The 25,062-nt window shown below is 41.3% G+C and carries 30 protein-coding genes; 7 read left to right on the forward strand and 23 right to left on the reverse strand.

The annotated features are described in order from the left end of the window. Positions 1-19 precede the first annotated feature (19 nt). Genes QUF78_RS17330 through QUF78_RS17340 form a run of 3 tightly spaced genes read right to left on the reverse strand, consistent with a single transcriptional unit; the run spans position 20 to position 1,827 of the window. Complete coding sequence (locus tag QUF78_RS17330) at positions 20-436, reverse strand: hypothetical protein (RefSeq protein WP_289325646.1); 417 nt, start codon at positions 434-436, stop codon at positions 20-22. A gap of 55 nt (positions 437-491) precedes the next feature. Beyond that, positions 492-1,073 (reverse strand): SMC-Scp complex subunit ScpB, encoded by a 582-nt coding sequence (scpB, locus tag QUF78_RS17335; protein ID WP_289315781.1) that lies wholly within the window; start codon positions 1,071-1,073, stop codon positions 492-494. Further along, complete coding sequence (locus QUF78_RS17340; RefSeq protein ID WP_289315780.1) at positions 1,060-1,827, reverse strand: segregation/condensation protein A; 768 nt, start codon at positions 1,825-1,827, stop codon at positions 1,060-1,062. The genes scpB and QUF78_RS17340 overlap by 14 nt, the downstream gene beginning before the upstream one ends. A gap of 218 nt (positions 1,828-2,045) precedes the next feature. Between QUF78_RS17340 and QUF78_RS17345 the strand changes: the two genes are divergently transcribed. Further along, a complete protein-coding gene (locus QUF78_RS17345; protein WP_072273196.1) occupies positions 2,046-2,138 on the forward strand; it encodes a YjcZ family sporulation protein in 93 nt (30 codons plus the stop codon). 163 nt (positions 2,139-2,301) lie between these two features. Next, positions 2,302-2,838 (forward strand): DUF309 domain-containing protein, encoded by a 537-nt coding sequence (locus tag QUF78_RS17350; RefSeq protein WP_289325647.1) that lies wholly within the window; start codon positions 2,302-2,304, stop codon positions 2,836-2,838. Positions 2,839-2,865: 27 nt separating this feature from the next. On the opposite strand, the gene QUF78_RS17355 is transcribed toward QUF78_RS17350, so the two are convergent. Then, positions 2,866-3,210 carry a GNAT family N-acetyltransferase gene (locus QUF78_RS17355; RefSeq protein WP_289315778.1) on the reverse strand — a complete coding sequence of 115 codons (345 nt, stop codon included), beginning with the start codon at positions 3,208-3,210 and terminating at the stop codon, positions 2,866-2,868. Between the two features lie 590 nt (positions 3,211-3,800). On the opposite strand from QUF78_RS17355, the gene QUF78_RS17360 reads away from it, so the two are divergent. Beyond that, on the forward strand, positions 3,801-4,661 hold the full coding sequence (locus QUF78_RS17360; RefSeq protein ID WP_483313890.1) for a DUF1002 domain-containing protein: 861 nt from the start codon (positions 3,801-3,803) through the stop codon (positions 4,659-4,661). A 37-nt stretch (positions 4,662-4,698) separates the two neighbouring features. Here QUF78_RS17360 and lysA read toward each other — a convergent pair whose 3' ends face one another. The 17 genes from lysA to spoIIM form a co-directional block, all read right to left on the reverse strand. Further along, complete coding sequence (lysA, locus tag QUF78_RS17365) at positions 4,699-6,027, reverse strand: diaminopimelate decarboxylase (protein ID WP_289325649.1); 1,329 nt, start codon at positions 6,025-6,027, stop codon at positions 4,699-4,701. A gap of 280 nt (positions 6,028-6,307) precedes the next feature. After that, positions 6,308-7,801 carry a spore germination protein gene (locus tag QUF78_RS17370; protein ID WP_370015726.1) on the reverse strand — a complete coding sequence of 498 codons (1,494 nt, stop codon included), beginning with the start codon at positions 7,799-7,801 and terminating at the stop codon, positions 6,308-6,310. Continuing rightward, a complete protein-coding gene (gene spoVAEA, locus QUF78_RS17375; RefSeq protein WP_289325651.1) occupies positions 7,779-8,360 on the reverse strand; it encodes a stage V sporulation protein SpoVABEA in 582 nt (193 codons plus the stop codon). Before spoVAEA ends, QUF78_RS17370 begins: the two co-directional genes overlap by 23 nt. Positions 8,361-8,403: 43 nt before the next feature. Next, positions 8,404-8,826, reverse strand: coding sequence for a stage V sporulation protein AB (locus QUF78_RS17380; RefSeq protein ID WP_289318341.1), 423 nt, complete (start codon positions 8,824-8,826; stop codon positions 8,404-8,406). Next, the gene (locus QUF78_RS17385) at positions 8,816-9,436 is read right to left on the reverse strand and encodes a stage V sporulation protein AA (protein ID WP_289327346.1); all 621 of its coding nucleotides are present in this window, start codon (positions 9,434-9,436) and stop codon (positions 8,816-8,818) included. The genes QUF78_RS17380 and QUF78_RS17385 overlap by 11 nt, the downstream gene beginning before the upstream one ends. 153 nt (positions 9,437-9,589) lie before the next feature. After that, positions 9,590-10,879: an NCS2 family permease gene (locus QUF78_RS17390; protein ID WP_289327347.1), complete on the reverse strand. Its 1,290-nt coding sequence runs from the start codon at positions 10,877-10,879 to the stop codon at positions 9,590-9,592. 308 nt (positions 10,880-11,187) lie between these two features. Next, on the reverse strand, positions 11,188-11,955 hold the full coding sequence (gene sigF, locus QUF78_RS17395; RefSeq protein WP_289325652.1) for an RNA polymerase sporulation sigma factor SigF: 768 nt from the start codon (positions 11,953-11,955) through the stop codon (positions 11,188-11,190). 13 nt (positions 11,956-11,968) lie between these two features. Further along, on the reverse strand, positions 11,969-12,409 hold the full coding sequence (gene spoIIAB, locus QUF78_RS17400) for an anti-sigma F factor (protein ID WP_289315772.1): 441 nt from the start codon (positions 12,407-12,409) through the stop codon (positions 11,969-11,971). Position 12,410: 1 nt separating this feature from the next. Next, on the reverse strand, positions 12,411-12,761 hold the full coding sequence (gene spoIIAA, locus QUF78_RS17405) for an anti-sigma F factor antagonist (protein WP_061463936.1): 351 nt from the start codon (positions 12,759-12,761) through the stop codon (positions 12,411-12,413). 131 nt (positions 12,762-12,892) lie between these two features. Further along, positions 12,893-14,059: a D-alanyl-D-alanine carboxypeptidase family protein gene (locus QUF78_RS17410; protein ID WP_289325653.1), complete on the reverse strand. Its 1,167-nt coding sequence runs from the start codon at positions 14,057-14,059 to the stop codon at positions 12,893-12,895. Positions 14,060-14,258: 199 nt separating this feature from the next. Then, positions 14,259-15,563, reverse strand: a complete 1,305-nt coding sequence (locus QUF78_RS17415) for a pyrimidine-nucleoside phosphorylase (RefSeq protein ID WP_289315770.1) — start codon at positions 15,561-15,563, stop codon at positions 14,259-14,261. Positions 15,564-15,629: 66 nt separating this feature from the next. Next, the gene (locus QUF78_RS17420) at positions 15,630-16,442 is read right to left on the reverse strand and encodes a purine-nucleoside phosphorylase (protein ID WP_289315769.1); all 813 of its coding nucleotides are present in this window, start codon (positions 16,440-16,442) and stop codon (positions 15,630-15,632) included. After that, on the reverse strand, positions 16,443-17,645 hold the full coding sequence (deoB, locus tag QUF78_RS17425; RefSeq protein ID WP_289325654.1) for a phosphopentomutase: 1,203 nt from the start codon (positions 17,643-17,645) through the stop codon (positions 16,443-16,445). 296 nt (positions 17,646-17,941) lie between these two features. Then, positions 17,942-18,835: a site-specific tyrosine recombinase XerD gene (xerD, locus tag QUF78_RS17430; RefSeq protein ID WP_289325655.1), complete on the reverse strand. Its 894-nt coding sequence runs from the start codon at positions 18,833-18,835 to the stop codon at positions 17,942-17,944. 5 nt (positions 18,836-18,840) lie between these two features. Then, the gene (locus QUF78_RS17435; RefSeq protein ID WP_095389711.1) at positions 18,841-19,068 is read right to left on the reverse strand and encodes a YqzK family protein; all 228 of its coding nucleotides are present in this window, start codon (positions 19,066-19,068) and stop codon (positions 18,841-18,843) included. Positions 19,069-19,274: 206 nt separating this feature from the next. Then, a complete protein-coding gene (gene fur / locus QUF78_RS17440) occupies positions 19,275-19,733 on the reverse strand; it encodes a ferric iron uptake transcriptional regulator (RefSeq protein ID WP_289318338.1) in 459 nt (152 codons plus the stop codon). 119 nt (positions 19,734-19,852) lie between these two features. Further along, positions 19,853-20,500: a stage II sporulation protein M gene (spoIIM, locus tag QUF78_RS17445; protein WP_289315766.1), complete on the reverse strand. Its 648-nt coding sequence runs from the start codon at positions 20,498-20,500 to the stop codon at positions 19,853-19,855. A gap of 139 nt (positions 20,501-20,639) precedes the next feature. Here spoIIM and QUF78_RS17450 point away from each other — a divergent pair, with 139 nt between their 5' ends. Continuing rightward, a complete protein-coding gene (locus tag QUF78_RS17450; RefSeq protein ID WP_289325656.1) occupies positions 20,640-21,203 on the forward strand; it encodes a GNAT family N-acetyltransferase in 564 nt (187 codons plus the stop codon). A gap of 47 nt (positions 21,204-21,250) precedes the next feature. Here the strand turns inward: QUF78_RS17450 and QUF78_RS17455 are convergent, their stop codons facing one another. After that, positions 21,251-22,429 (reverse strand): endonuclease Q family protein, encoded by a 1,179-nt coding sequence (locus tag QUF78_RS17455; RefSeq protein ID WP_289325657.1) that lies wholly within the window; start codon positions 22,427-22,429, stop codon positions 21,251-21,253. Beyond that, the gene (locus QUF78_RS17460; protein WP_289325658.1) at positions 22,430-22,981 is read right to left on the reverse strand and encodes an NUDIX hydrolase; all 552 of its coding nucleotides are present in this window, start codon (positions 22,979-22,981) and stop codon (positions 22,430-22,432) included. Positions 22,982-23,056: 75 nt separating this feature from the next. On the opposite strand from QUF78_RS17460, the gene mciZ reads away from it, so the two are divergent. From mciZ to QUF78_RS17475, 3 genes are all read left to right on the forward strand, one after another. Then, positions 23,057-23,218, forward strand: coding sequence for a Z-ring formation inhibitor MciZ (gene mciZ, locus QUF78_RS17465; RefSeq protein WP_289315762.1), 162 nt, complete (start codon positions 23,057-23,059; stop codon positions 23,216-23,218). A gap of 56 nt (positions 23,219-23,274) precedes the next feature. Beyond that, entirely contained in the window at positions 23,275-24,183 is a 909-nt protein-coding gene (locus QUF78_RS17470) for an aldo/keto reductase (protein ID WP_289325659.1), read from the forward strand. A gap of 308 nt (positions 24,184-24,491) precedes the next feature. Next, positions 24,492-24,917 carry an Ohr family peroxiredoxin gene (locus QUF78_RS17475; protein WP_252281220.1) on the forward strand — a complete coding sequence of 142 codons (426 nt, stop codon included), beginning with the start codon at positions 24,492-24,494 and terminating at the stop codon, positions 24,915-24,917. The last annotated feature ends 145 nt before the right edge of the window (positions 24,918-25,062 follow it).

The raw sequence follows: 25,062 nt of genomic DNA on the forward strand, positions 1-25,062 counted from the left end.
TGAACCCTCCTCAAAATGATTAAGATTGAATATAATAGTCAACATGTGATTCTATATCATATGGTTTAGCTTGGTCAATAGATATAAACACTTTCTCCAATTTTTCAAAATCTATATTTTCAAAATAACCGGCTAGCTCTTTTTCTGCATTTATATATACACGTTTTCGGTTAACCAGGCTCGGGTCTTTGAGCAGACAGACCATTGCAATGATATCAGCCATATAAATATCTCTCTTAGAACTTTTGAATAGCGGATTGGCGGGATAAGGAGTCCAACGAGTGACCATCTCATCAAAATAACGAAGATACAGTACATTCAGCGTCTTTTCTTCTCCATCCTTTATGTATTCTATAACGGATCGGTTAAAAAATTCCTCCGGCGAATTTGGCTTTTCTTTTTCAAGGCCAAATCCATTGCATGCTACAATTTGCACCCGCAATCCCCCCGCATTCATTTTTTTCTATATTATCACAATTTAAAGAAAAATGTTATTCGATTGTTTGCTGAAATTTTTCAAAAAACAGATCTGCTTCACCATTTTCAAAGCTATCATCCGAATTATCGGCGAGCGGCGGTAATTCATCAATGGAATTCAGGCCGAAGTAATCCAAAAACTCTTTTGTTGTCCCATATAAATAAGCCCGGCCGGAACCTTCAGCACGTCCGACCTCTTTTATTAAGACTTTAGTGACAAGTGTATGGATGGGGCGGTCCGTTTTGACACCGCGAATTTCATCAATTTCAGCTCTGGTAATCGGCTGCTTATAGGCAATGATTGCGAGTGTTTCCAAAGCGGCCTGGGACAAACCTTGAGTGTTTGATGTTTCCACTAGTCTTTTCAAGTAATCCGAGTGTTCTTTTTTTGTCGTCATTTGATAAACACCCGCTATTTCGATCACCTGAATCCCGCGTACATCCGATAAATATTCTTCCTTTAAACTTTCAACGATGTCCGTTGCTTGATATTCCGTAATTTCAAGGACAGAGGCAATTTGTTTGACGGAGAGTCCTTCATCTCCTGCAGCAAACAATAATGCCTCAAGAATCCCTTTCCAATTAATAACTTCCAACTGGCTCTACACCTTCCTTAGCAGCAATCATGATTTCCGAAAAATTATCTTCCTGTTCAACAATGATTTCATTTAGTTTCATAAGTTCCAGCACCGCCATAAAAGTGACGACGATATGCTCTTTAACCGGAAGCGAAAACAGTTCAAAGAAACTTTTCTTCCCTTTAATTGATTGTAACTCAATCATGATTTCATCCATTCGTTTTTCTATCGAGATCTCTTGTTTCGTTACTTTCGTATAAAGCGGCTTTTGTATTTTTTGCCTTCGCAGCAGTTTTTGCAGAGCTCCCAACATATCGTATAGACTTATGTTCAACTCTTGTTTATCACTTTCCGCTTCTTTAACATATACAGATAAATCACTTGGGGGTTTAGTGAACATCAAGCTGCGTTCTTCTTCCATCCCTTTAAATTCTTCAGCTGCATACTTATACTTTTTATATTCTAATAGTTTCTCCACAAGCTCATCCCGTGGATCTTCTTCAAATATTTCCCCATCTTCATCAACCAATTGTTCATCTTCATGTTTTGGCAGCAACATTTTACTCTTGATGGCAAGCAGTGTTGCAGCCATCACCAGATATTCACTGGCCACATCCAATTCCAGGTGCTGCATCGTATGGATGTACCCAAGGTATTGATCTGTAATATCAGCCATCGGAATATCGTAGATGTCTATTTCCAGGCGATTAATCAAATGCAGGAGTAAATCCATCGGACCTTCGAAAGCGTCAATTTTTATATTATAACCCATTAAATTACCCCATTTAAATCTAATTGGCCTATAATAGGCCTATTTCTTTCACTAATCAAGTATAGTGGATTGCCGCCCTTTATCCAATAATAATAATTTCCAGACCTTAGAAAAGTTCTTAAAAGGGATTTGCGATAAATGGGTCGATGCCCAATCACATTCTAAAATCCAACATAACCTAGAAATGTAAGAATAGCAGAACAAAGGAGGTACTCATTATGGGTGCAGGTGGTTTTGGAAACGGCGGCGGATTCGCGTTTATCGTAGTATTGTTCATTTTATTAGTTATCGTCGGTGCTTCTTGGTGTTAATGGAAGACTGATGAATCAAGCTGATTGCCTTGCAATCGGCTTTCTTTATTTTCCAAGAAAAAATTCTATGCTAAACTTAGAGGGTATACATGGCGGGTGTTAAGCTATGGAAAAGGCTTTTTTCCTTACTTAGAGATTCCATCAAACAAAAGGGGTGCTCCTATTGAATTACGCGGAAGACTACCTTTCTTTCCTTGTCCATTTCCATGGGACAAGGGATTACTTCGAATGTCATGAAATTCTTGAAGAATATTGGAAGGAAACCGCTCCAAAAGAGCGTGACTCGCATTGGGTCGGGCTCATACAAATTGCGGTTGCCCTGTACCATGACCGCAGGGGAAACAAAAAAGGGGCTGCAAGGACCCTGGCTAAAGCCCTGGCAATTCTCCACACTAAAAAGGCCGAGCTCCTGAAGTTGGGGCTCGATCCAGAAGAACTGTTCAAAATGCTCGAGGACACACATGAACGAATGTTATCCCAAAAGCCATATGAAAGCATAAATCTTCCGATAGCGGATCAAGGGTTGATCGAACAATGCCAATCCATGTGTTTGCACGAAGGGTACATATGGGGCGCAGGTAGCAACATGGCTAATTCATCAATAGTTGATAAGCATCTAATGCGCGACCGTTCAGATGTCATTTCAGAAAGGGCTCGTCAGCTATCCCTTCGAAAAACAAGAATGGAGGACCGCCCTTAAAGGTGGTCCTCCATTCAACTTTCATATTCAGACTTCTTCACACCTGTCAAGAAAGCTTTCCGTAAACTCATTTGCTTTTAGTTCTTTGTCAGGATATTGCTCCTTGATGGCCCTGACCATCGTTTTACCGATACCTTGTTTCCGAAAGGATGGATTTACAGATATATGTTGTATCTCAATGTGGTTTGGAGAGACTTCTATTCCGATCAAGCCCGTAATCTCTTCATCTTTCCATAAGAACAGCTGTAGATTTTCATCCGTTTCATAATTCTTCATCGTATTCCGAAGCGTTTTTATTTCTTTTTCATTTGGCATGAAAGATAATAATCCCATGGCAAACTTCTCATAACTTTTCTTATACTTAATCAACATAATATCCCTCGTTACTAAATAACGTTTTTATTATCTACCTGTTTCAAATAATTCGCTTTGAATAATAATCCTCACATATAACATTTCCATCATACATAAAAACTTCGTTCGTTTCAACATCACTTTCAGCACTTGATTTATCGATGTACTATGTGCTAAGCGATAAACAGCCAATATACGATTCCCCACATCAAAGCGATAATAAGCATCATAAGTAAAAGAGTTTTATTACTTTTCCTCATCCCATACTCCCTTTATGAATGGTCCAAATATTTAAATAACGAATTCATTTTACTATAACTTAACACACTCTGACAAATATCCTTGCAATCTTGCTTCAATTTTACTACATTGGTAAAGTGATCTTAGGTTCATAGAGTGGTCTTAGGTATAAAATACAAGGATGCAATCACTTTTTCTCCGTTGAAAGAACCTAAGCTATCTTTGGCTATACAAATATTTTCCGGAAAATATGTATCTTTTTTATCCTTTGTTTCGTCAAATACTATGAATCTTTATTTAAAGCGCCGCCCTTTTATTGAAAGATTCTAATTCAGCAGGAAAAGTTAAGGAGGATTATCATGAAAAAAATGAATAAATGGGTCATTGTAACCATTTTATTATGTCTATTATTGCCATATAAAGCTTTTGCAGATGCAGCTGTTGGTGAAATGATCGTCACACTTGGGGAAAATTTGACAAATGAACAAAAAAATATGATTTTGTCAGAAATGAAAGCCCCTAATGATGTTGAGGTACTGACGGTTACAAATGCGGAGGAACATGAATACTTAGGAGACTATATCGCTAGCCGACTGATCGGTACTAAAGCGATTTCATCCTCTGCGATTACTTTGGAGGAAAAAGGTACTGGACTTAAACTGGAGTCGAAAAACATTAACTGGGTCTCAGATGAAATGTATATCAATGCACTGGCAACTGCTGGAGTAAAAGATGCTACCATTTATGTCACCGCACCTATACCCGTTTCCGGTACAGCAGCTTTGACAGGGGTCATTAAAGCCTATGAGATCTCCTCCGACAAGAAGATTCCGGAAGATGTGAAACAGGCAGCGAATGAAGAAATGGTGAAAACAGCTAAATTGGGTGACGAAATCGGTACAGAGGAAGCCTCTGCACTAGTAACGAAAATAAAAGAGGAAATGGCTGAAAATCCACCAGCCAATACTGAAGAGGTCCGCGAGGTTGTCGAGTCTTCAGCAAAAGAACTTGGAATCGCCTTAAATGATGATCAAGTTCAAAGTCTAATTGATTTATTCAATAAGTTAAAAGAATTGAATATCGATTGGAACGCTGTCGGGGATCAGCTTACTGCAGCTAAAGATAAGCTATCCAATTTTCTTGAGTCCGAAGAGGGTCAATCATTCTTGGATAAATTGAAAGAAGTATTCAGTAGTTTAATAGACGCAATCAAATCATTTTTCAGCTGATTCAAATGAAAAAAGGATGGCCAATGCCATCCTTTTTTCATTTTTTATTGACGACCGCTGCTTCATGTAGGGCCAAATCCAAATGGATAAGATCTTCATACGTTTCGCGTTTGATGACCAATCGGGCTTCTCCATTTTCGGCAAAGACGACAGCCGGTCTCGGAATCCGATTGTAATTATTCGACATGGAATATCCATATGCCCCTGTACAAAAGACTGCCAAGACATCACCTCGTCCGGCTTTTGGCAATGGTAAGTCCCAAATTAACATATCACCGCTTTCGCAGCATTTCCCAGCAATGGACACCGTCTCTTCTACAGGATCAAGTGGCCGGTTTGCAAGAATGGCATCATATTTCGCTTCATAAAGAGCAGGACGTATATTATCACTCATGCCCCCATCAACGGCAATATATTTACGGACATTAGGCACTTCCTTTTCAGAACCGACCTTGTACAAGGTCACACCGGCGTCCCCGACTAATGAACGGCCAGGTTCGATCCAGATTTCAGGCATCATTAAATCAGAATCGGCAATCAGGTTCTGCACTTCCGTAACGATTTCTTCTACATATTGAGATGCCGGTAGCGGGTCGTCCTCTTGTGTATACCGAATTCCGAATCCCCCTCCGAGATTCAATACCTTTGGTTGAAACCCTATCGAGCCATGCCAGTCATTCAGCTTGCCGATAATTTTTTGGGCTGCAAGAAGGAAACCGGTCGTTTGAAAGATCTGGGAACCGATATGGCAGTGCAATCCCAGCACTTCCAGAAATTCACTTTGCAGTGCTTGTCGAAGGGCGCCTTCCGCCTGCCCGTTAATAAGATCAAAACCAAATTTCGAATCTTCTTGCCCTGTCAAGATGTAATCATGCGTATGGGCTTCGATACCTGGTGTTACACGAAGAAGGATTTTCATTTTTTGTTCACGGTTTGTACAAATTTCTTCCAACAGTGTCAACTCTGAAAAATTATCGACTACTATACAGCCAATGTCATAATCCAAAGCCATATGTAGCTCTTCTTCACTTTTGTTGTTTCCATGGAAGTGAATCCGTTCAGTTGGGAAATTTGCCTTAATTGCCGTATACAATTCCCCCGCTGAGACAACATCGAGAGAAAGTCCTTCTTGATCGGCCAACTGGATCATGGCAATCGAAGAAAAGGCCTTACTTGCGTAAGCAACTTGAGCAGAAATCCCCAATTCCTCAAAAGTTTTCTTGAACCCTCTTGCCCGTTCACGAATTAGCTCTACATCATAAACATATAATGGTGTACCAAATTGTTCGATCAGTTCGATCGTGTCCACTCCTCCGATCTCCAGATGTCCACGTTCATTGACACCACCGGTTCCGTACAAATGCATGATAGCCTCACCTTCCTGACTTAGATCTAAAGATTAATAAGAAATGAGGCAGCCCCAAATAAAGAAACCCTGCTGTAAGTGAGTAGGGTCCTCTATATGAACAAGCCTCATCCGTATCGATTATCCCATTTAATATTGTTCTCTATGACTGCTTAGTAGTTCGAAGGGAAAGACAGATTGGTTTAACTTCAAAGAGGCATAAACGCTCTATCTCTTTGTGAAGCCTTAACTTTACCGCTTTATCCGAATAAAATTAAATTACCATAACTTTTCGACAACATCAACCTTTAGATTTTCTCGGCTGCCTATATTTATCCTGGGGATGCACAATACTCGGACGCTCAGCAGTTCCTGGATAAGGTCTTCTTAATAGTATATGTGACAAACCCTTCGGCTGAAATGGGATAAGCGGCCATAAATAAGGTGTATTTAACGTTTTTATATTAGTAAGCATAATAATGTAGAGTGTGATGCCTATGATCAAGCCCGGCACTTTAAAGATAGCGACCAACACTATCAGTATTAAACGGGAAATTTTATTCGCAACCCCTAATTCTAAACTTGGAGTGACAAAAGTACCGATTGTCGCTACGGAAGCGTAGAGAACCACTTCAGGAACAAATAGTCCGACATCTATCGCTATCTGTCCAATCAAAACTGCCGCAACCAAGCCCATTGCCGTAGAAAGCGGGGACGGGGTATGTACGGCTGCCATCCTTAAAAATTCTATTCCTATATCGGAAATGAAGATTTGGACCACAATGGGTATATGCGTTTTTTCATTCGGCCCGATAAATTCCAACTTATCCGGTAAAAGAGAAGGATCTAAAGCAAACAATAACCAAATAGGCAGCAAGTATAATGAAACGAAAATCCCGAAAAAACGTACCCAGCGCACCAAGGTTCCAACTGCAGGCGCCTGCCGATACTCTTCAGCGTGTTGCATGTGATGGAAAAGAGTGGACGGGGTAATGATGACGCTCGGTGAAGTATCCACATAAATAAGGACATGCCCCTCAAGTAGATGTGTTGCCGCTACATCAGCCCGTTCCGTGTACCTGACAAGCGGATATGGGTTATATCTTTGCTTGACGATGAACTCTTCGATCGTCTTATCAGACATCGTTATGCCATCAACCTCAATGTTATTCAATTCCTTACGAACGATTTCTATTAAATCAGGATCGGCAATATCTTTAATGTAGCCGATGGAAATATCCGTTTTCGATCGTTCCCCTACATGCAACATTTCGAAACGTAATCTTTCATCCCGTATTCTCCGTCTGGTTATCGCAGTGTTAACGATGATATTCTCGACAAAACCATCTCTTGATCCACGGACGACTTTTTCCGTATCGGGTTCTACTGGCTGTCTCCCGGGATAACTCCTGACATCAACAACCAATCCTATTGGTTTACCATCAACAACAATGACTATTAAACCGGATAATACCTGATCAACAAGCTCATCCATCGTCTTTATTTCCTCAACGGATTGGTGTACGAGCAAGCCTTTGACTGCATCAAAAACTTTAGTAGTCAAGATTTCAGCATTTTTGTTATGAATAAGAGATTCGAGGATTTCCATGATGAACTCTGTATCCGTCAGCCCGTTTATATAGTAAAGATGCACATCTTTTCTAAGGACCTTTATCCTTCTTACCCCTAAGTCGAAGCTGACGCCCAGACCTACTTTCTCTTTCATGTATGCGTCAACTTCCGCTACCCTATCCGGAATCGGTTTCATGTTTTCAGGTTTTTCTGAAGTCATCATGTCCACTCCTTTCCAATATGATTTCCACCGCTAGCTTCGTTATCGGTGCTCCTCTTTTAAAATCGTCCTGATGGGACATTTTTCCGATATCCCCTATCCCCACTACTATGGGAACATGCAATTGATCGATGCAATACACCGTGTCTCCTGTAATCTTACCCAGTTCGAATTCCTCAGCGCCGTATTTATCAACCCCGTTCGGTGTCAAATTACCATCACGGTCAATACAGATATCCACCTTGGTCCATTCTTCCCTTCTAGTCTTTGAAGCGACTGCTATCACTCCAAGGACATTAATATCAGGGTGACCGGCAACTACCTTCATTGCCTGTTCGCCGGATCCTTCACCGATAAAACCGCTATCATCAAACATGACCAATACTGGATCATACTTCGCCTTTTTTATTAATTCAACTAACTCCAAGCCCGTATATCGTGATGGATTACCCTGGGACATGGAGATACATCTTCCCCCAATTTCCCTGGCTACATGCTCGACAGCCCGTTTCGCATACTCATCTCCATCCGTAATCAATATCACTTTTCGTTTGGTCACCATCTTGGGCCTACCTTTCATCATCAGGAATAGTTACCTCATAAACTTATAAATCGACAAAATAAATCCATTGGAATAATGATCCCGCTATTTTCCCCAAAACGAGTGCCATTAACAGATAAATGATTTTCTCTTGAATGCCGATTCGCTTGGACAGAACCGGAAATACATTCAGGACTTCAGTTAAGGCAGCAGCAAGCATCCCATTAAAGATCCCGTCAGCCAGGCCGATCGGAATCAATAAAAATTGTGGGAGGGAAAATTCCGTACCCTGTAACCCTAGCCAAGTTCCTGCGACAACCCCGGCAATGATAGCTCCTTCGTAGTAATGTATCATTTTCATTGTTTTTGTCAGCTGAGTCAGCCTCGGTATCACCCCAAGTACAGTTAAAAACGCTACAAAACCGGCACCTGTCGCAAAACCTCCGGCTAACCCAACAAAGATTCCGAAGATAACTTTACCTGTCATCAAGATGGCGCACGTTCTCCTTATTTTCATTCATGATTACATATCGGTCCAAATCCTGCTGATAGTTGAACATTTCAACCTCGAGCGGACTAGGTTCCTCATTGAAGCGTTTTTTAAAAAAGTGATTAAAAAATAAAATCATGCCCATGCCAAGTCCGAAGCTATATGGGATTTGGATCAATAACGGCTTTTCTTCCACTTTTCCCGTTATTAAAGTAAAGATTTTTTGATGCACTTCCCCCATGCTGACATCCACATGGAAGTTCATGATGGTCATCCCACCGCCGACAAACAACAAGAACCAGACTAAGGCGAAAGTCAAAACTGACATTTTCTTTTTCGAGAGGATGATTTCGATGATCGTTTGGGAGGGTCCGAACGTCTCCACCTCAATGGTCGTATCCACATTACGAATGGCCATGATAACTTGAGCCAAATCAATGACAATAATATTCCTATCTTCCTTCTTGACCGTTAATAATATGATTTCTTCAATTTTTCGAATCACTTCTTCAGGTCCGATTATCCTTGCAATATCTTTTATCCTCACCGTTTGATTTCCCTTTACTTGTACACGGTTCCTCATCCTGATATATACAACTGCCACTATCATCACATCCCGACCTTTTATTTCCTTATGCTAGTAGTATGGATTGGAAACAGTTTGAAAATGCAGGAAGTGAACCATGTCCAAATATTACTAATTGAAAACAAAAAAGACATGCTGCAATGACAGCATGTCTTTTTGATTTACATTCATAAATTAATGAGTGGGGAAGAAAATCAGCTGAACCAAAAATATCAATCCAAAAATATAAATGAGCGGATGTACCGATTTTCCTTTTCCACTGAATACCTTCATAAGGGGATAAGTAATGAACCCGATTGCAATCCCTGTAGATATGCTTGAAGTAAGCGGCATCGTTAAAATGATCGCAAATGCCGGAAATGCTTCATCGAAAATTTTCCAATTGACTTTAGCCAAGCCTTCCATCATGAAACATCCTACGATGATCAAAACGGGGGCTGTAATTGCTTGAACTGAAGAAATGGCCGATATTAATGGAGAAAAGAAAATCGATGCAGCGAAAAGGATCGCCACAACAGTAGCAGTTAACCCGGTACGTCCGCCTGCGGCGACTCCAGTACTCGATTCAACGTAAGCCGTTGAGGGACTTGTTCCAAAAATCGAGCCGACTATCGTCGCAATCGCATCACCTAAAAATGCTTTCTTGGCGCGTGGGATTTTCCCATCCTTCGTTAGTCCTGCCTGTTCCGTGACACCAATCAAGGTACCTGTCGTATCAAAGATCGTCACAAGTAAAAAGGCGAAAACGATTGAATATAAAGAATGCGTGAAGACCCCGGCAATATCGATATCGAAAAATACCGGTGTTGGAGGTACAGATACGACTCCATCAAAGTTGAGCAAACCGATAAAGTAGCCAATGACTGCCGTGATGATCATACCAATAAAAATTGCCCCTTTAATATTACGGGCCATAAAAATCAAGGTAATGAATAAGCCCGCTAACGCTAAAACGGTTCCTGGCTGATGCAAATCGCCTAGCGTCACCATCGTTGATTCATTAGACACCACGATTCCAGCGTTCTTCAATCCGATAAATGCAATGAATAAACCGATTCCGGATGTGATGCCATATTTTAATGAGTTAGGAATCGCATCAATTATCATTTTACGCAAGCTCGTTACGCTAATTAATAGAAATAGCAAACCAGCAATGAAAACCGTACCGAATACAGTCTGATATGAGAGGCCCTGTGCCCCCACAACGCTGGCAAAATAAGCATTCAAACCCATCCCTGGTGCTATCGCAATCGGGTATTTTGCTACCAGCCCCATGATAAGGGTCCCAATTACCGCTGATATGACCGTTGCCATGAAAACTTGTTCAAATGGAATTCCGATAGAAGACAATAATGCCGGATTCACAATAAGGATATAAACCATTGTTAAAAATGTCGTAACACCCGCCATGACTTCTGTACGGACATCCGTCCCATTTTCTTTCAGGGAAAAAAACTTTTCCATAAACATATTTTAGACCTCCAGATCTAAAGGAAACACCGACAACCGTTTGCACGCAAAGACAAGGTGTCCTAAAATTGTACTGCATCGACGCTTTTCCTGATTGATTTTTCGTTTAAAACAAGATGAAAAACGAATGAAAAACGCGACCTTTACTATATTATTCGTTTTTAATTTTAAATTCAACTAAAAAATTTGACCCCCACTCATATTTTCAAAAATTTTCATCCCACCAAGATATCCTGAGGGAATTACTTTTACTTTTTCCTAAAATAAAGATTTATCTCCAGCCAAATGAAAAACCACATGAATCACTGATTCATGTGGTTTTTCATTTGCTGAAGAATTTTCTTTTCCAGTCTTGACACTTGAACTTGGGAAATACCAAGCCTTGCCGCTACTTCCGATTGCGTCTGATCCTTATAATACCTCAGGAAAACAATCAGCCTTTCACGTTCATTCAATTCATGTATCGCTTCTTTCAAAGCAATTTGATCAAACCAAGATGTCTCGTTATGATCGGCAATCTGGTCAAGAAGGGTAATCGGATCTCCATCATTTTCGTAAACCGTTTCATGGATGGATGAAGGGCTCCTGCTGGCTTCTTGGGCCATGATGATTTCTTCTGGCGATAGCTCAAGGTGTTCCGCCAATTCGTTGACAGTCGGGACACGGCCATATGTCTTTGAAAGTTCCTCTTTGGCCCTGCGAATTTTATTCGCCATTTCCTTTAAAGACCGGCTTACTTTAACCGTTCCATCATCACGGATAAAACGTTGGATTTCACCAATGATCATTGGCACAGCATAAGTTGAGAATTTCACCTCAAACGATAAGTCAAATTTATCCACGGACTTCAACAGACCAATACAGCCAATTTGATAAAGGTCGTCCGGTTCGTAACCTCGATTGAGGAATCTTTGCACGACTGACCATACAAGTCTAAGATTGCTATTGACAATCAGGTTCCTTGCATCCTGGTCACCGCTCTGGCTGAGTTGGATTAAATTCCGCAATTCCTCATCTTTTAAATGGGGCTGGCCTTTCTTGCTCTTCTGGTTTTTAACCTCCACATCCATATGCAAGTCTCCCTTAATTGCACAAAGCTCTGCTTGTAGTTAAGTGCTTTTTTAATCGAATGATCGTGCCTTCGCCCTTATGGGAAATTATATGGATTTCATCCATGAAGTTTTCCATGATGGTGAATCCCATACCGGAACGTTCAAGTTCGGGTTTAGTCGTAAATAACGGCTGTTTAGCCTCCTCGACGTCCTCAATGCCCAGTCCTTCATCCCGGATGGTCAATTCCACAGTATCACCTTCGATGACCACTGAAATATAGACCCAACCTTCAGGGTCGCTCTCATACCCATGGATAATCGAATTCGTAACGGCTTCTGACACGACAGTCTTGATCTCAGTCAATTCATCCATCGTCGGGTCCAATTGGGCAATGAAAGCCGCAACAGTTACCCTTGCAAAAGATTCATTTTGGCTTAGTGCAGAAAATTTCGTTTCCATTTTATTTTTCATCTTAGGCAACCCCCAGTCTTTGCAAAGCGTTTTTTTCGGATAGTTCCATTTTAACAATTTTAAACAACCCTGACATCTCAAATAACCGCTTTACCGCTGGAGAAATTGCACAAACCACCATTTCACCTTGCTTTTTGTTTACCTGCTTATAGCGTCCTAAAATAACTCCAAGCCCTGAACTGTCCATAAAATGCAATTCTTCCATGTTGAGGATAATATGCTTGATGTTATGCTTTTGAATGGCTGCCTCTGCCTGGTTTTTCAATTTTTCTGCTGTATGATGATCTAAATCACCTTTGAGACGAATGCACAATACACGATTTTTCGCCTCCATATTAATCGTAAGACTCATTATATACAGCCTCCTTCACTGTCTTATAAAGAGTCAAATTCTCTTTTTCACCTGCAGATTCCTTCTTAGTGGCAAAACTAGTGGAGATTCGCCTAAATTAGTACGATTAACAGGCATTGCGACAATTTATTCTATTTCGCTTGGGCAAACATGCCGAAAGCCCGTTTATACAATTGCCACCAGCTGGCATTTTCAACAGTTTCTTTCGCGACTATTGGAGATTCGACATACACCTTACCGTTTTTCTTCAATTCAAGTGTACCAATTTGATCGCCTTTTTTAATGGGGGCATCCAAATTTTTATCAAGAGTGATTTTTTTTGTAAAGTCCTTTGGCGTCCCGTTCTTGGTTGTCAAAACTGAAATGGGTTCACTTGTCACTCCCATCACGGATTTCTTGCTGCCTTTACTTATCTTCGCTTCACCTAACACCTCACCGCGTTTATAAATCGGATATGTGATGTATTGCGAAAATGCATAATCCAACATCTTGGTGACCTGAGCGTTTCGTTCCTTTGGAGAAACGGCCCCGAAAACGACGGCAATGACACGCATATTCCCCTTTTTTGCTGTGGCTGTCAGACAATACTTCGCTTCATTTGTGAATCCTGTCTTCAGTCCATCCACTCCAGGGTAAAATTTCACCAATCTGTTCGTATTGACAAGCCAGAATTTCTTTTCGGTATTTTCACGGAGGTAATCTTCATATGTTCCCGTGAACCTTGTTATCGTATCGTATTTCAATAATTCCTTCGCCATGATCGACATATCATGGGCCGAACTGTAATGATCTTTAACAGGAAGGCCTGTTGCGTTTTGGAACTTCGTATTTTTCAACCCGAGGTCTTTCGCCTTTTTGTTCATTTTCCTAACGAACTCTTCTTCCGATCCAGCAAGACGTTCAGCCATCGCTACCGATGCATCATTCGCCGAACCAATCGAGATGCCCTTAAGCATTTGTTCTGTGGTCATTTCTTCACCTGGCTCGAGGAAGATCTGGGAACCGCCCATCGAAGCTGCATACTCACTAGTCCTGATTTTCTCCTTCATGCTGAGTTCGCCTTTATCGATCGCTTCCATGATCAGCAGCATCGTCATGATTTTCGTCATGCTTGCCGGTGAAAGACGAGCATCTGCATTTTTATCATACAGAATATTGCCTGTATCCCGTTCAATCAAAATGGCTGATTTAGCATTGGCCGCCAAGTCAACTCCCTTTTCTTCAGCTGCCTCTGTATGCGGGATGCTAAAACCCATTGCTACTAATACGGTTAAAAATAGAGAAAGAATCCGCTTCATCTCCATACCCTCCAATCTTTATATGATTTATTTTTTCCATCAAACCCATTTTTATACAAATAAAGATGAATTTTGAACATATAATGGATATTGGGTAACATATTAACAAAAATAAAAGAGGATGCGCATGGGCATCCTCTTTTAAACATTCAATGGGACAGACGTAAAAAGGCCGCTCAAAACCGCGGCCTTTTTTTTGTTATTCCATGATTTCTTTATAGATCAAAGTAGGTTTTTCCACTTTCTCTTTTGAAATCGCAATGCTTTCATACAATTTTTCTTTCACCTTTGAAACATCTTCAAAATTGCTGTAAATCGTCACAAGGGATTCACCTTTTGCCACGGATTCCCCGATTTTTTTACGGAGTACCAGCCCGACTGCCAAATCAATCTCTGACTCTTTTGTCGCCCGCCCGGCGCCTAAAAGCATAGCTGCCGTTCCTACTTCATCAGCGATGATTTCCGATACATATCCATCCTCTTTCGCTTCTAGCTCGAAAACATGAGCAGCCTGCGGAAGTTTTTCCGGCTGATCCACAACCGAACCATCGCCTCCCTGCGCTTCTAGGAAGACTTTGAATGAGTTAAGTGCAGAACCATCTTTGATCGCATTTTCAAGCAAGGTTCTTGCTTCTTCCAGCGAGCTTGCCTTTTTGGCAAGGTACACCATGTGGCTTCCCAGTGTTAAAGAAAGTTCCGTTAAATCTTCCGGTCCTTCCCCTTTAAGCGTATCGATGGCTTCCTTCACTTCTAATGCATTTCCGATTGCGTAACCCAGAGGTTGGCTCATATCGGAAATGACAGCCATCGTGTTTCGCCCCACATTGTTCCCAATGCTTACCATAGCATGCGCTAACTCTTCGGAATCTTCGAGAGTTTTCATGAAAGCGCCTGCTCCCGTTTTAACATCAAGTACAATCGCATCAGCACCAGCAGCGATTTTCTTACTCATGATAGAGCCGGCAATCAAACCGATACTATTAACCGTAGCCGTAACATCGCGCAATGCATATAACTTTTTGTCCGCTGGAGTCAGGTTACCACTTTGCCCAATGACAGCTATTTTATTTTTATTGACAAGTCTAATGAACTCGTCATTTTCTATTTCGACATGGAAACCTTTTACAGACTCCAATTTATCGATCGTACCGCCTGTATGGCCGAGCCCGCGTCCTGACATCTTTGCCACTGGGACACCTACAGCAGCAACCAATGGTCCAAGCACTAGTGTTGTGGTGTCACCAACACCGCCTGTTGAATGTTTATCGACCTTAATTCCTTCAATCATCGATAAATCTATTTGATCGCCCGACTCGACCATTGCCATGGTTAAATCAGCACGTTCCTGCTCATTCATCCCTTTGAAATAAACAGCCATTGACCAGGCACTCATTTGGTAATCCGGAATCGATCCATCGGTAAACCCTTTGATAATGAACTGTATTTCTTCTGTAGAAAGAGCCTTTCCATCACGCTTTTTCTCAATTAAATCTACCATTCTCATATTGGAATCCCCACTTTTTTAAAGACACCGCTTCTCTCAGGTGTACTTGTATTTTTTTGGATCGTTTTATATGTCTTTAACGATTTGCTTAACAAATTCCAGAAAACTGCTTTTCACTTTTTCCGTCGTTTCAATTACCTCTTCATGCGACAAAGGCTGATCCAGGATGCCTGCAGCCATATTGGTAAGGCATGATATTCCAAGCACCTTCATACCGCTATGCCTTGCTACGATAACTTCCGGAACTGTCGACATCCCAACTGCATCCCCGCCAAGGATCCTTGCCATTTTCACTTCTGCCGGTGTCTCATAGGTTGGTCCTGTATTTCCGATATAGACACCTTCTTTAATATCCAGGCCTAGTGAAGATGCAATTTGTTTAGCTTGAGTCCGAAGGTCTTTATTATAAGCTTCTGACATATCAGGGAATCTAGGGCCGAAACGCTCCTCATTAGGACCAATCAATGGGTTTGCCCCCATTAAATTAATATGATCCGTAATGAGCATCAAGTCACCTGGTTCATAGCTTTCATTAACGCTTCCGGCCGCATTCGTTACAATTAGCTGCTCAACACCAAGAAGTTTCATTACACGTACTGGAAATGTGACTTTCTCCATGGAGTACCCTTCATAAAAGTGGAAACGCCCTTGCATGGCCACTACCTTTTTACCACTTAAATGACCAATGACAAGCTGTCCAGCATGTCCTTCAACAGTCGATACCGGAAATTCCGGAATTTCGTGGTAAGGAATCGTTATGGGATTTTCAATTTCATCTGCTAATACTCCAAGTCCAGAACCAAGAATCAGTCCTATCTCCGGGGAGCCTTCAATCTTATTTTTTATGAATGACGCAGCTGTCTCTATTTTATTAAACATCTATTTAATCTCCCCTTTATTTAGATCGCCCAATATATTTTTCCCGAAGGCAGGCATTTTCACATCAAAATTAGCAGCGACCGTCGCCCCGATATCAGCAAATGTATCTCTTACCGGGAGCTCCGCACCTTCTGTAAATCGTTTGGAGTAGACTAATAATGGCACATATTCACGTGTGTGATCGGTTCCTTCATGTACCGGATCATTCCCATGGTCGGCAGTGATGATCAATAAATCATCCTCTTTCAGTTTATCTAGGACTTCCGGCATCCGAGCATCGAATTCTTCCAATGCCTTTCCGTATCCCTCTGGATCGCGCCTGTGACCGTATAAAGCATCGAAGTCGACCAGGTTAAGGAAACTTAGCCCTTTGAAGTCCTGTTCTATCGTTTGGATTAATTTATCCATTCCATCCATATTGGATACGGTCCTTAATGATTCTGTGACGCCTTCCCCATCAAAGATATCCGAGATTTTCCCGATTGCGAGCACATCATATCCAGAATCCTTCAATTCGTCCATTACCGTCCGGTTAAAAGGCTTCAATGCATAATCATGACGGTTAGTGGTTCTTTTGAAGCTGCCTGGTTCACCTGTGAAAGGTCTGGCAATCACGCGCCCAACCTTGAACTCATCAGCCATTGTCACCTCACGTGCAATTTCACAAATCCTGTATAATTCGTCTATCGGAACGATATCTTCATGTGCAGCAATCTGTAAAACTGAATCAGCTGATGTATATACGATCAACGCACCCGTTTTCATATGTTCCTCGCCAAGTCTTTCAATGATTTCCGTACCGCTTGCCGGGACGTTCCCAATAATTCCCCGTCCCATTTTCGCCTCGAGTTCATTGACTAACAATTCCGGAAAACCATCTGGAAATACACGGAATGGAGTGGATATATTCAACCCCATGATTTCCCAATGTCCAGTCATCGTATCTTTTCCTGTAGATGCCTCTTTCATTTTCGTATAGTATGCGAGAGGATGTTGAGCTTTATCAATCCCTTTGATTTCACGTATATTGCCTAAACCCAATTTTGCGAGAGTCGGCATGTTCAATCCATTCATTTTTTCTGCGATATGGCCAAGTGTATCCGCCCCTTTATCACCGAATAAATCTGCATCAGGTGCTTCGCCGATTCCAACAGAATCCATAACAACTACAAATATACGTTTAAATGCTGAATTTCCATTCATGAGTCATTCCTCCTAAAATAGTAATCAGTTTTATACTCTCTATAATACCCTTATACTGCACAGTTACTCTTCAAATAAATGCAATGATGATAACGTCAGAAGTCTGACCTCTCTATATTGTAAACGATTACCTAGATGGAGACAAATAATATATTTCACGAATGAAATAAAGTTCCATTGGGTGTGCGCTAGAATCTCAGCAGCATTATGACTGTCGAGACAGATCAGAAAAAAGGCTGCTCCCTTCAACTGCCTCGCAGTTAAATTCACAACCTTTCTATCATTCTGCTATTCTATTATGCTCGCGGATGGAATTTTGAATATACATCCTTGATCCGTACGTTCGTAATATGTGTATAAATTTGCGTTGTCGAAATATCCGCATGACCGAGCATTTCTTGGACGGCACGTAAATCAGCCCCATTCATCAATAGATGAGTCGCGAAAGAATGTCTCAGTGTATGTGGTGTAATTTCTTTTTCTATTTGTGCCGATTTCACAAGTTTTTTTAGAATCTTCCAAAACCCCTGCCTTGTCAGCCTGTTGCCATGATGATTCAAAAAAAGTGAATCTGTCCTGTGCTTTGGGCTGGCCAATCTCCCTCGGGAACTTTCCATATAATGTTCAATGGCACCCAGTGCCGTTTGTCCAATCGGAATGATCCTCTCTTTATTCCCTTTCCCTACACAACGGACAAAACCCATCGATGCATGAACATCACTCACATCCATGGATATCAACTCACTGACACGCATACCTGTCGCATACATCAGTTCTAGCATCGCCTTGTCTCGTAAACCGAATTCATCCATTATCTTCGGGGCTTCCAATAGTGCTTCAACCTCTTCCATGCTTAATACTTTCGGAAGGCTTCGTTCCGGTTTTGGCGTTTCTATATGTATGGACGGATCCTGATCGGTTACTTTTTCCCTTAGAAGAAATTGATGAAAAGACCGGATGGACGCAATATGACGTGCTACCGTCTTCGATGATTTCCCTTGATCCTTCAAATGCACGAGAAAATGCAAGATGTTCACCCGCCGTGAATCATTCCAGTCGTTAATGGTTTCAACATCTTTCAGATAGCCCCAATATGATTTTAAGTCGCGCTCATAGGAGACGAGCGTATTCTTGGCCAGTCCTTTTTCAATGGTTAAAAAATGAATGAAATCCCTAATTTGATTCTCCATATTCATTACTCCCCGTTTAAATAAAACAACATTAAGCGTTCAAGCCATGCATCATCACCTGTATCAACAGCCTTCGATACTTTTACAGCCATACCTTTGGGTTCATCATAACGATGATAACTCTGATATTCCTGATTTAACCATACCATTCCTATATAAAAAAGAACAGTAAAGCTAACAAAGAGAACCATCACTTTAGCCGTATGCAAAATAAGCGATAATGATGTTTTCATCATCTTTCCCCTCCCATTCGATCCTCTGTATCAATCTATGCCCAACAGGACAAGTTTTATACGTGTTTAGGTAAGGAGAAAGCAAATACTGCACTTACGTGAGAAAATTCATTCCTTCATCCTGATATTTTCCTGATGTCTCGCAATAGGTTTTAGCCCTTTAAAAATGCAGAAAACCTTCTCCACTAAATGGAAAAGGTCCAACTTCATTCACCTTTGTTGTCTTCTTTGTCATGACATCGATGACAAATGCCATGAAAGGTTAATCTATGGTCTTTAATCTTGAAGTTCCAGTCGCGTTCGACAATGTCTTCTACGTCTTCAAGTAGGTCTTCCTGGATCTCATCTACCGCACCACATTCCACACAAACAAGATGATGATGGAAATGCGCAGCTCCTTCTTGTCTTAAATCATAACGGGAAACCCCGTCTCCAAAGTTAATTTTATCTACTATCTTCAATTCAGTCAGCAACTCTAGCGTACGGTAAACTGTTGCCAATCCAATTTCCGGCGACTTTTCTTTGACAAGGAGGTAAACGTCTTCTGCGCTTAAATGGTCCTCTTCATGCTCAAGTAAAACGCGGACGGTCGCTTCTCGCTGAGGCGTTAATTTGTAGCTGGACGAGTGCAACTGCTTTTTTATCCTATCAATTCTGTTTTCTATTTCCATACCTAATATTCCCTCCCGCGCCGCTATCCTATCCATTATATCAAATGAGGGAAAACTGTCAAAATAGATTTCTTGTTAATGATAAAAAAATTTGCGGGAACCGTAAATTTCCATCAATGACCCAATAAACTTACGACATTTTTCATTAAGGAAGGGGATAGGTACGCTTCAAATGCAGCAGCTGTAACCAAAAATAACCCCGACAAAATCAATGAGAAAATATACCGTGATATTATCGGCTTCAGTGGCTCACGAACCTGCTTAAGGAAAATCCGGCTGATCATTTTCATTGATAGTGAGACGGCAAGGACGGTTATCACGATGAATATAGGGACTATGAATATATTTTGGGGCAGAATGGCGACAAACGATAATAAAAACCCACTCCACCCCATTTGATTGACTAAAAAGCCGACTGTGAATCCAACAACCATCCCTTTTATAAATAGCAAAACCAAGATGACAGGCAAACCGATGACCGATATTCCGAGAATCCAGATGACGCCGATATATTTTATATTATGCATAATACTTTGGCTGAACATATCATGCGAAGATGCAAATTCACCTTTGGATACTTGTCCGAAAAATTGCGATAAATAATAGAACAAGTCTTCCTTTTGGGTAAAGCTCAAACTATTCACCAGTACTGCCCCAAAAATGACACCCATCAAAAAAAGCACAGTGATAAAGACATATAATGAGGAATGTTCGTTAATATGTTTCATTACGGCATTTTGTACGACAGATTTTTTTTTCATCTTTCATCCTCCCAACTCCGCTTACTAGAATCTATGTTTTCACTCTCTCATTTATGCTAAGAAAACTTTCCCCATCAGCAGAACACCTTAAACAGAATTTGTGTTATAATTTCCCAAAATCATTATATGGAGGTAGGATATGAAAGCTATATTAATGGATTTCCCCGAAAAAATTGAAACCCCACGATTATATTTAAGACCATGTCAGCCTGGTGATGGCCTTGACGTTTACGAGGCCATTGTCCATTCTAAACATGAATTGAAACAGTGGCTGCCATTTGCCCATCAAGATGCGTCTCCGGAAACTTCAGAACAGAACGTTCTTAAGTCCTTTGCGGACTTTATTATAAAAGAGGATATTAGACTTCATATTTATAGGAAAGAAGACGATCAATTCATCGGCTCCACTGGTCTGCACCGGATTAACTGGGATATCCCTAAATTCGAAATTGGCTATTGGATTGATACGAGGTACAGTAAACAAGGGTACATAATGGAAGCGGTCGAAAAGTTAACCAAATTCGCTTTTTACCATTATGGGGCAAAGCGAGTTGAAATCCGCTGTGATCCTAAAAATATTGCCAGCAAACGGATACCCGAGAAGCTAGGGTTTATCCTTGAAGGAACTTTGCGTTATGACTGTCTAAGTGCTGATGGCAAGGAATTGCGGGACACCTCCATTTATGCAAAAACTACAAACTAAAAAAAGTCCTGACAGGTAACAATCATCTGTCAGGACTTTTATTCAGGTTAGCTTTCCTTTTTGACTTTTCCGTATTTGCCTCCGCCCCCCACCTCAAAAGAAAGCGTCCCTTTTCTGGCAGAATCAATGTAGCGAGCCAATTTTTCAGGCACGATTTCCATGAGCTGTTCAAGCGTAACTTCATGAAGGATATTCATCTCTGTTCCAAATGCCTCCAGCAGTTTTTCCATCGATTTAGGTCCAAGTCCTGGGATGAAATCGAGTGGTACTTGATGGATATATGGTGGCCTTTCCCTTCCATATCTTCCGTTGATTTTGGTATTGGAGAGTTCGTTGATCCTGGACGATACTCCTTTTATAATGGATTTATTACCACACTCAGGACATTGTTCACTATCCCTCAACACCTGGTGTAAACACCCTGAACATACGGTTTGATGATATTTTCCCAATAAGGGGTTCAATCCATAATTAACGGTCACCTTACGATTCCCTTTTTCTTTAAGGGCTTTTGCCAGCTCATTGAAACTTGGTTCTGCAAGCAGGACTTTTTGATATTCACGAGCGATTTTCCCAAGCGAATGAGCATCGGAATTTGTCACGAATACATAGGAGTCCAACTCCTCGATATCCTTGACCATTTCTGTATCTGAACTTAAGCCAAGTTCGATGGCATCAATCAGCTTCGGATCAAATACTTCTGTCAGACTGGACCGCACTCCTTTTCCATACAAGCTTTTAAAAGGGGTGAAAACATGTGCCGGGATAAACAGGCCGCCCAGTGACTTCACCATCTTTTGCAGCGTTCTTCCATCACAATAAATCCTTTGGGAGCTCAAGGTTATATTTTTAACATGTCCGCTCATCCATGAGGAGAATTCCTTCATCGCTTTTAAAGTGGGAAAATAGGCGAGGACATGGATTGGTCCATTACAATTCTGGTCATAAATTTCAATCTCCGAGCCTGGAATGATGGTTGTATTCCTGTATTGAAGTCCACCTTCCATCTTTTCCGTGATTTCGCCATCCAGAATCCCCGCTTCGATCTCTTCGATAATTTCAGGAGAATGGCAATCGATTATCCCGATTAGATCAAGGCCCTTCCTTTCACTCGCCACTTGCAGCACCTTGCTGAAGGTTAACGTCTTAGCACCTGTTATTTTCACGGCCCTTCCGCTTCTCGTTCTGCCTATATGGATATGCAGGTCAGCGTAAAACTCCTTCATTTATGAAGTCATCGCCTTTTTCAACAGCAGATACTGCACGGCATATGCCGTTTTGGCATCCTGGATTTTCCCTTCAACCATATAAGTTTGAGCTTCCTCCAACGTGAGTTCAATCATCTCGACAAATTCATCTTCATCCAGTGGGGCCGCATTTTCTTTCTTTTTCAAATTGTGGGCCACATACAGGTGGACCAATTCATCGGCGAAACCTGGTGAAGTATAGAAGGATATGATGTGCTCCATTTTTTCGCATTCATAACCTGTCTCCTCTTCCAACTCCCGTTCTGCCGACAGAACCGGTTCTTCCCCTTTTTCCAGCTTTCCTGCAGGGATTTCCACCAAGCTTCTCTCCAGCGCTTTACGGTACTGTTCAACCATGATGATTTTATTTTCTGCAGTAAGAGCTATGATTGCAACCGCTCCCGGATGTTTGACTATTTCACGTTTACCCGTTTTCCCATCAGGAAGTTCAACATCATCCACTTGCAGGCTGATTACCTTTCCTGTGAAGATTTTTTCCGAAGACAGCGTTTTTTCTTCAAATTTTTTCATCCTGACCACTCCTCTGTTCTAATTGCAGCATGATTTCTCATACATTTTACCATAATAGAGAGGGAGGGCGATTTAATGAAAGTTTACGTATTGGAAAAAAGCGTTACTTTATCCGGAAAGAGTTGGGAAATCCTTCAAAAACTAAAACAATTGCAAAATCAATATGTCTATATCAATGATTGGATTGCCGACATACACCATCAGGCGCCACCCGCTCCTTTAAAACGGATCAAGTGAATTCTTTGAGTGAAATGGATTTCTCCTTTACAATGAATGTAAAGGGAGTGGATAACATGAAAAAACGCAGACTAGGCAATTCAGAATTGCTAGTATCTGAAATCGGGCTCGGATGCATGTCATTGGGGACTGTTGAAAATCAGGCATCCGAAATCATACAGGCCGCTTTAGATGAAGGAATCAATTACTTTGATACGGCTGACTTATATGATTTCGGTATGAATGAAGAAATCGTCGGAAAGAATTTAAAATCGGTCCGCGATAAGGTATACATAGCCACCAAGGTTGGAAACCGTTGGAATGAAAATAAGGATGCCTGGAGCTGGGATCCATCTGGCTCTTATATTAAAACGGCAGTAAAAGATAGCTTAAAACGGTTGGGGACTGATTATATTGACCTTTATCAATTACATGGAGGCACCATTTCAGACAATATCAGAGAAACGGTAGAAGCATTTGAAGAGCTGAAAAAAGAAGGCTATATCCGATATTATGGAATTTCCTCGATTCGTCCGAATGTGATCAAGGAATTCACTGAAAAATCCGAGCTCGATTCCGTAATGCTGCAGTTTAATCTTCTCGACCGCCGCCCAGAAGAGTGGATGTCCCTTTTGGACAACAAACAGATCAGCATCATCGCCCGTGGGCCCCTTGCTAAAGGGTTGCTTAGTGAGAAAATGCTTGCAAAGGCAAAAGAGGATGGATACCTCGACTATAGCTATCACGAGCTTAAGGATTTACTTCCGCAATTAAAGGACAAACTTTCTGATAGGAAGTTGAATGAAACGGCACTTCAATATGTATTGTCACATCAAAGCGTCGCTACCGTTGTACCAGGAGCAAGCTCAGTACAGCAGCTCCGTGAAAACTGCCAGGCCGCTAACAGCTCTTCACTGTCCAAAACCGAGCTTGATATCTTGAAGCAGTTGACCAAAGCGAACAAATATGAAAGTCACCGGGAATAAAAAGTTGTTCGAACTAAACTAAATGTTTCAAAGGAATGTCAGGACGATCTTTAGAGGCTGCCTTATCTGCGTTTAACCAACGGGATAGGCAGCCTATTTCCGTTCCGTCATTTTATTTTCCATAGTGCTTCTGTATCTCCTATCATTCTAATCCTTTCCAGACCCCACTTCTAATATATTCAGTTGATGAATTTTGATCGATAACTTCATTCGATATAGTTTTTCAACTTTTTCATTGCCATCCTAAAGTTAATGTTGTACAATTCAGTTGTGTACAATTGAAAATAAGAAGGTAAGGGAGAAAAATCATGACAAAAACATTATTTACAACATCAGTAACAGTGGATGGCGGAAGAGAAGGAACGGCTATTTCCGCTGACGGTAACTTCACGGTTGATATTGCGATGCCGGGAACGCCAAGGGCTAAACAGATGCCTGAAGCATCTAATCCGGAACAGCTTTTTGCAGCTGGATATGCCGCATGTTTTGATAGTGCCTTGCAATCAGTTGGTAAAATTGAACGCGTTTCTTTCGATTCCAAAGTCACTGCAAGCGTCAGTCTATTGATGGGTGAGATGCATCAGTACAGCTTGGCTGTAACTTTGGCCGTGAAGGGATCCGGGGTCGATAAGGAGACATTCGAAACCCTTGTTCATAAAGCACATCAAATGTGTCCTTATTCAAAAGCAATCAACGGCAATGTGGATGTCGCCATTGAAATAGATGTAGATTAATCCGACAAAAAGACGCTTGGGGGTTCCCAAGCGTCTCAGACTGTAGACAAACTCGAAGAAAAGCGAGTTTGCCTGCAGTTTTTTATTTTAAAAAAGTTGCAGTTGATTTCAGCCGGTGCACTTTTTTCGACCTACACCGTTACTT

The organism is Peribacillus sp. ACCC06369 (genome assembly GCF_030348945.1).
Classification (GTDB): domain Bacteria; phylum Bacillota; class Bacilli; order Bacillales; family DSM-1321; genus Peribacillus.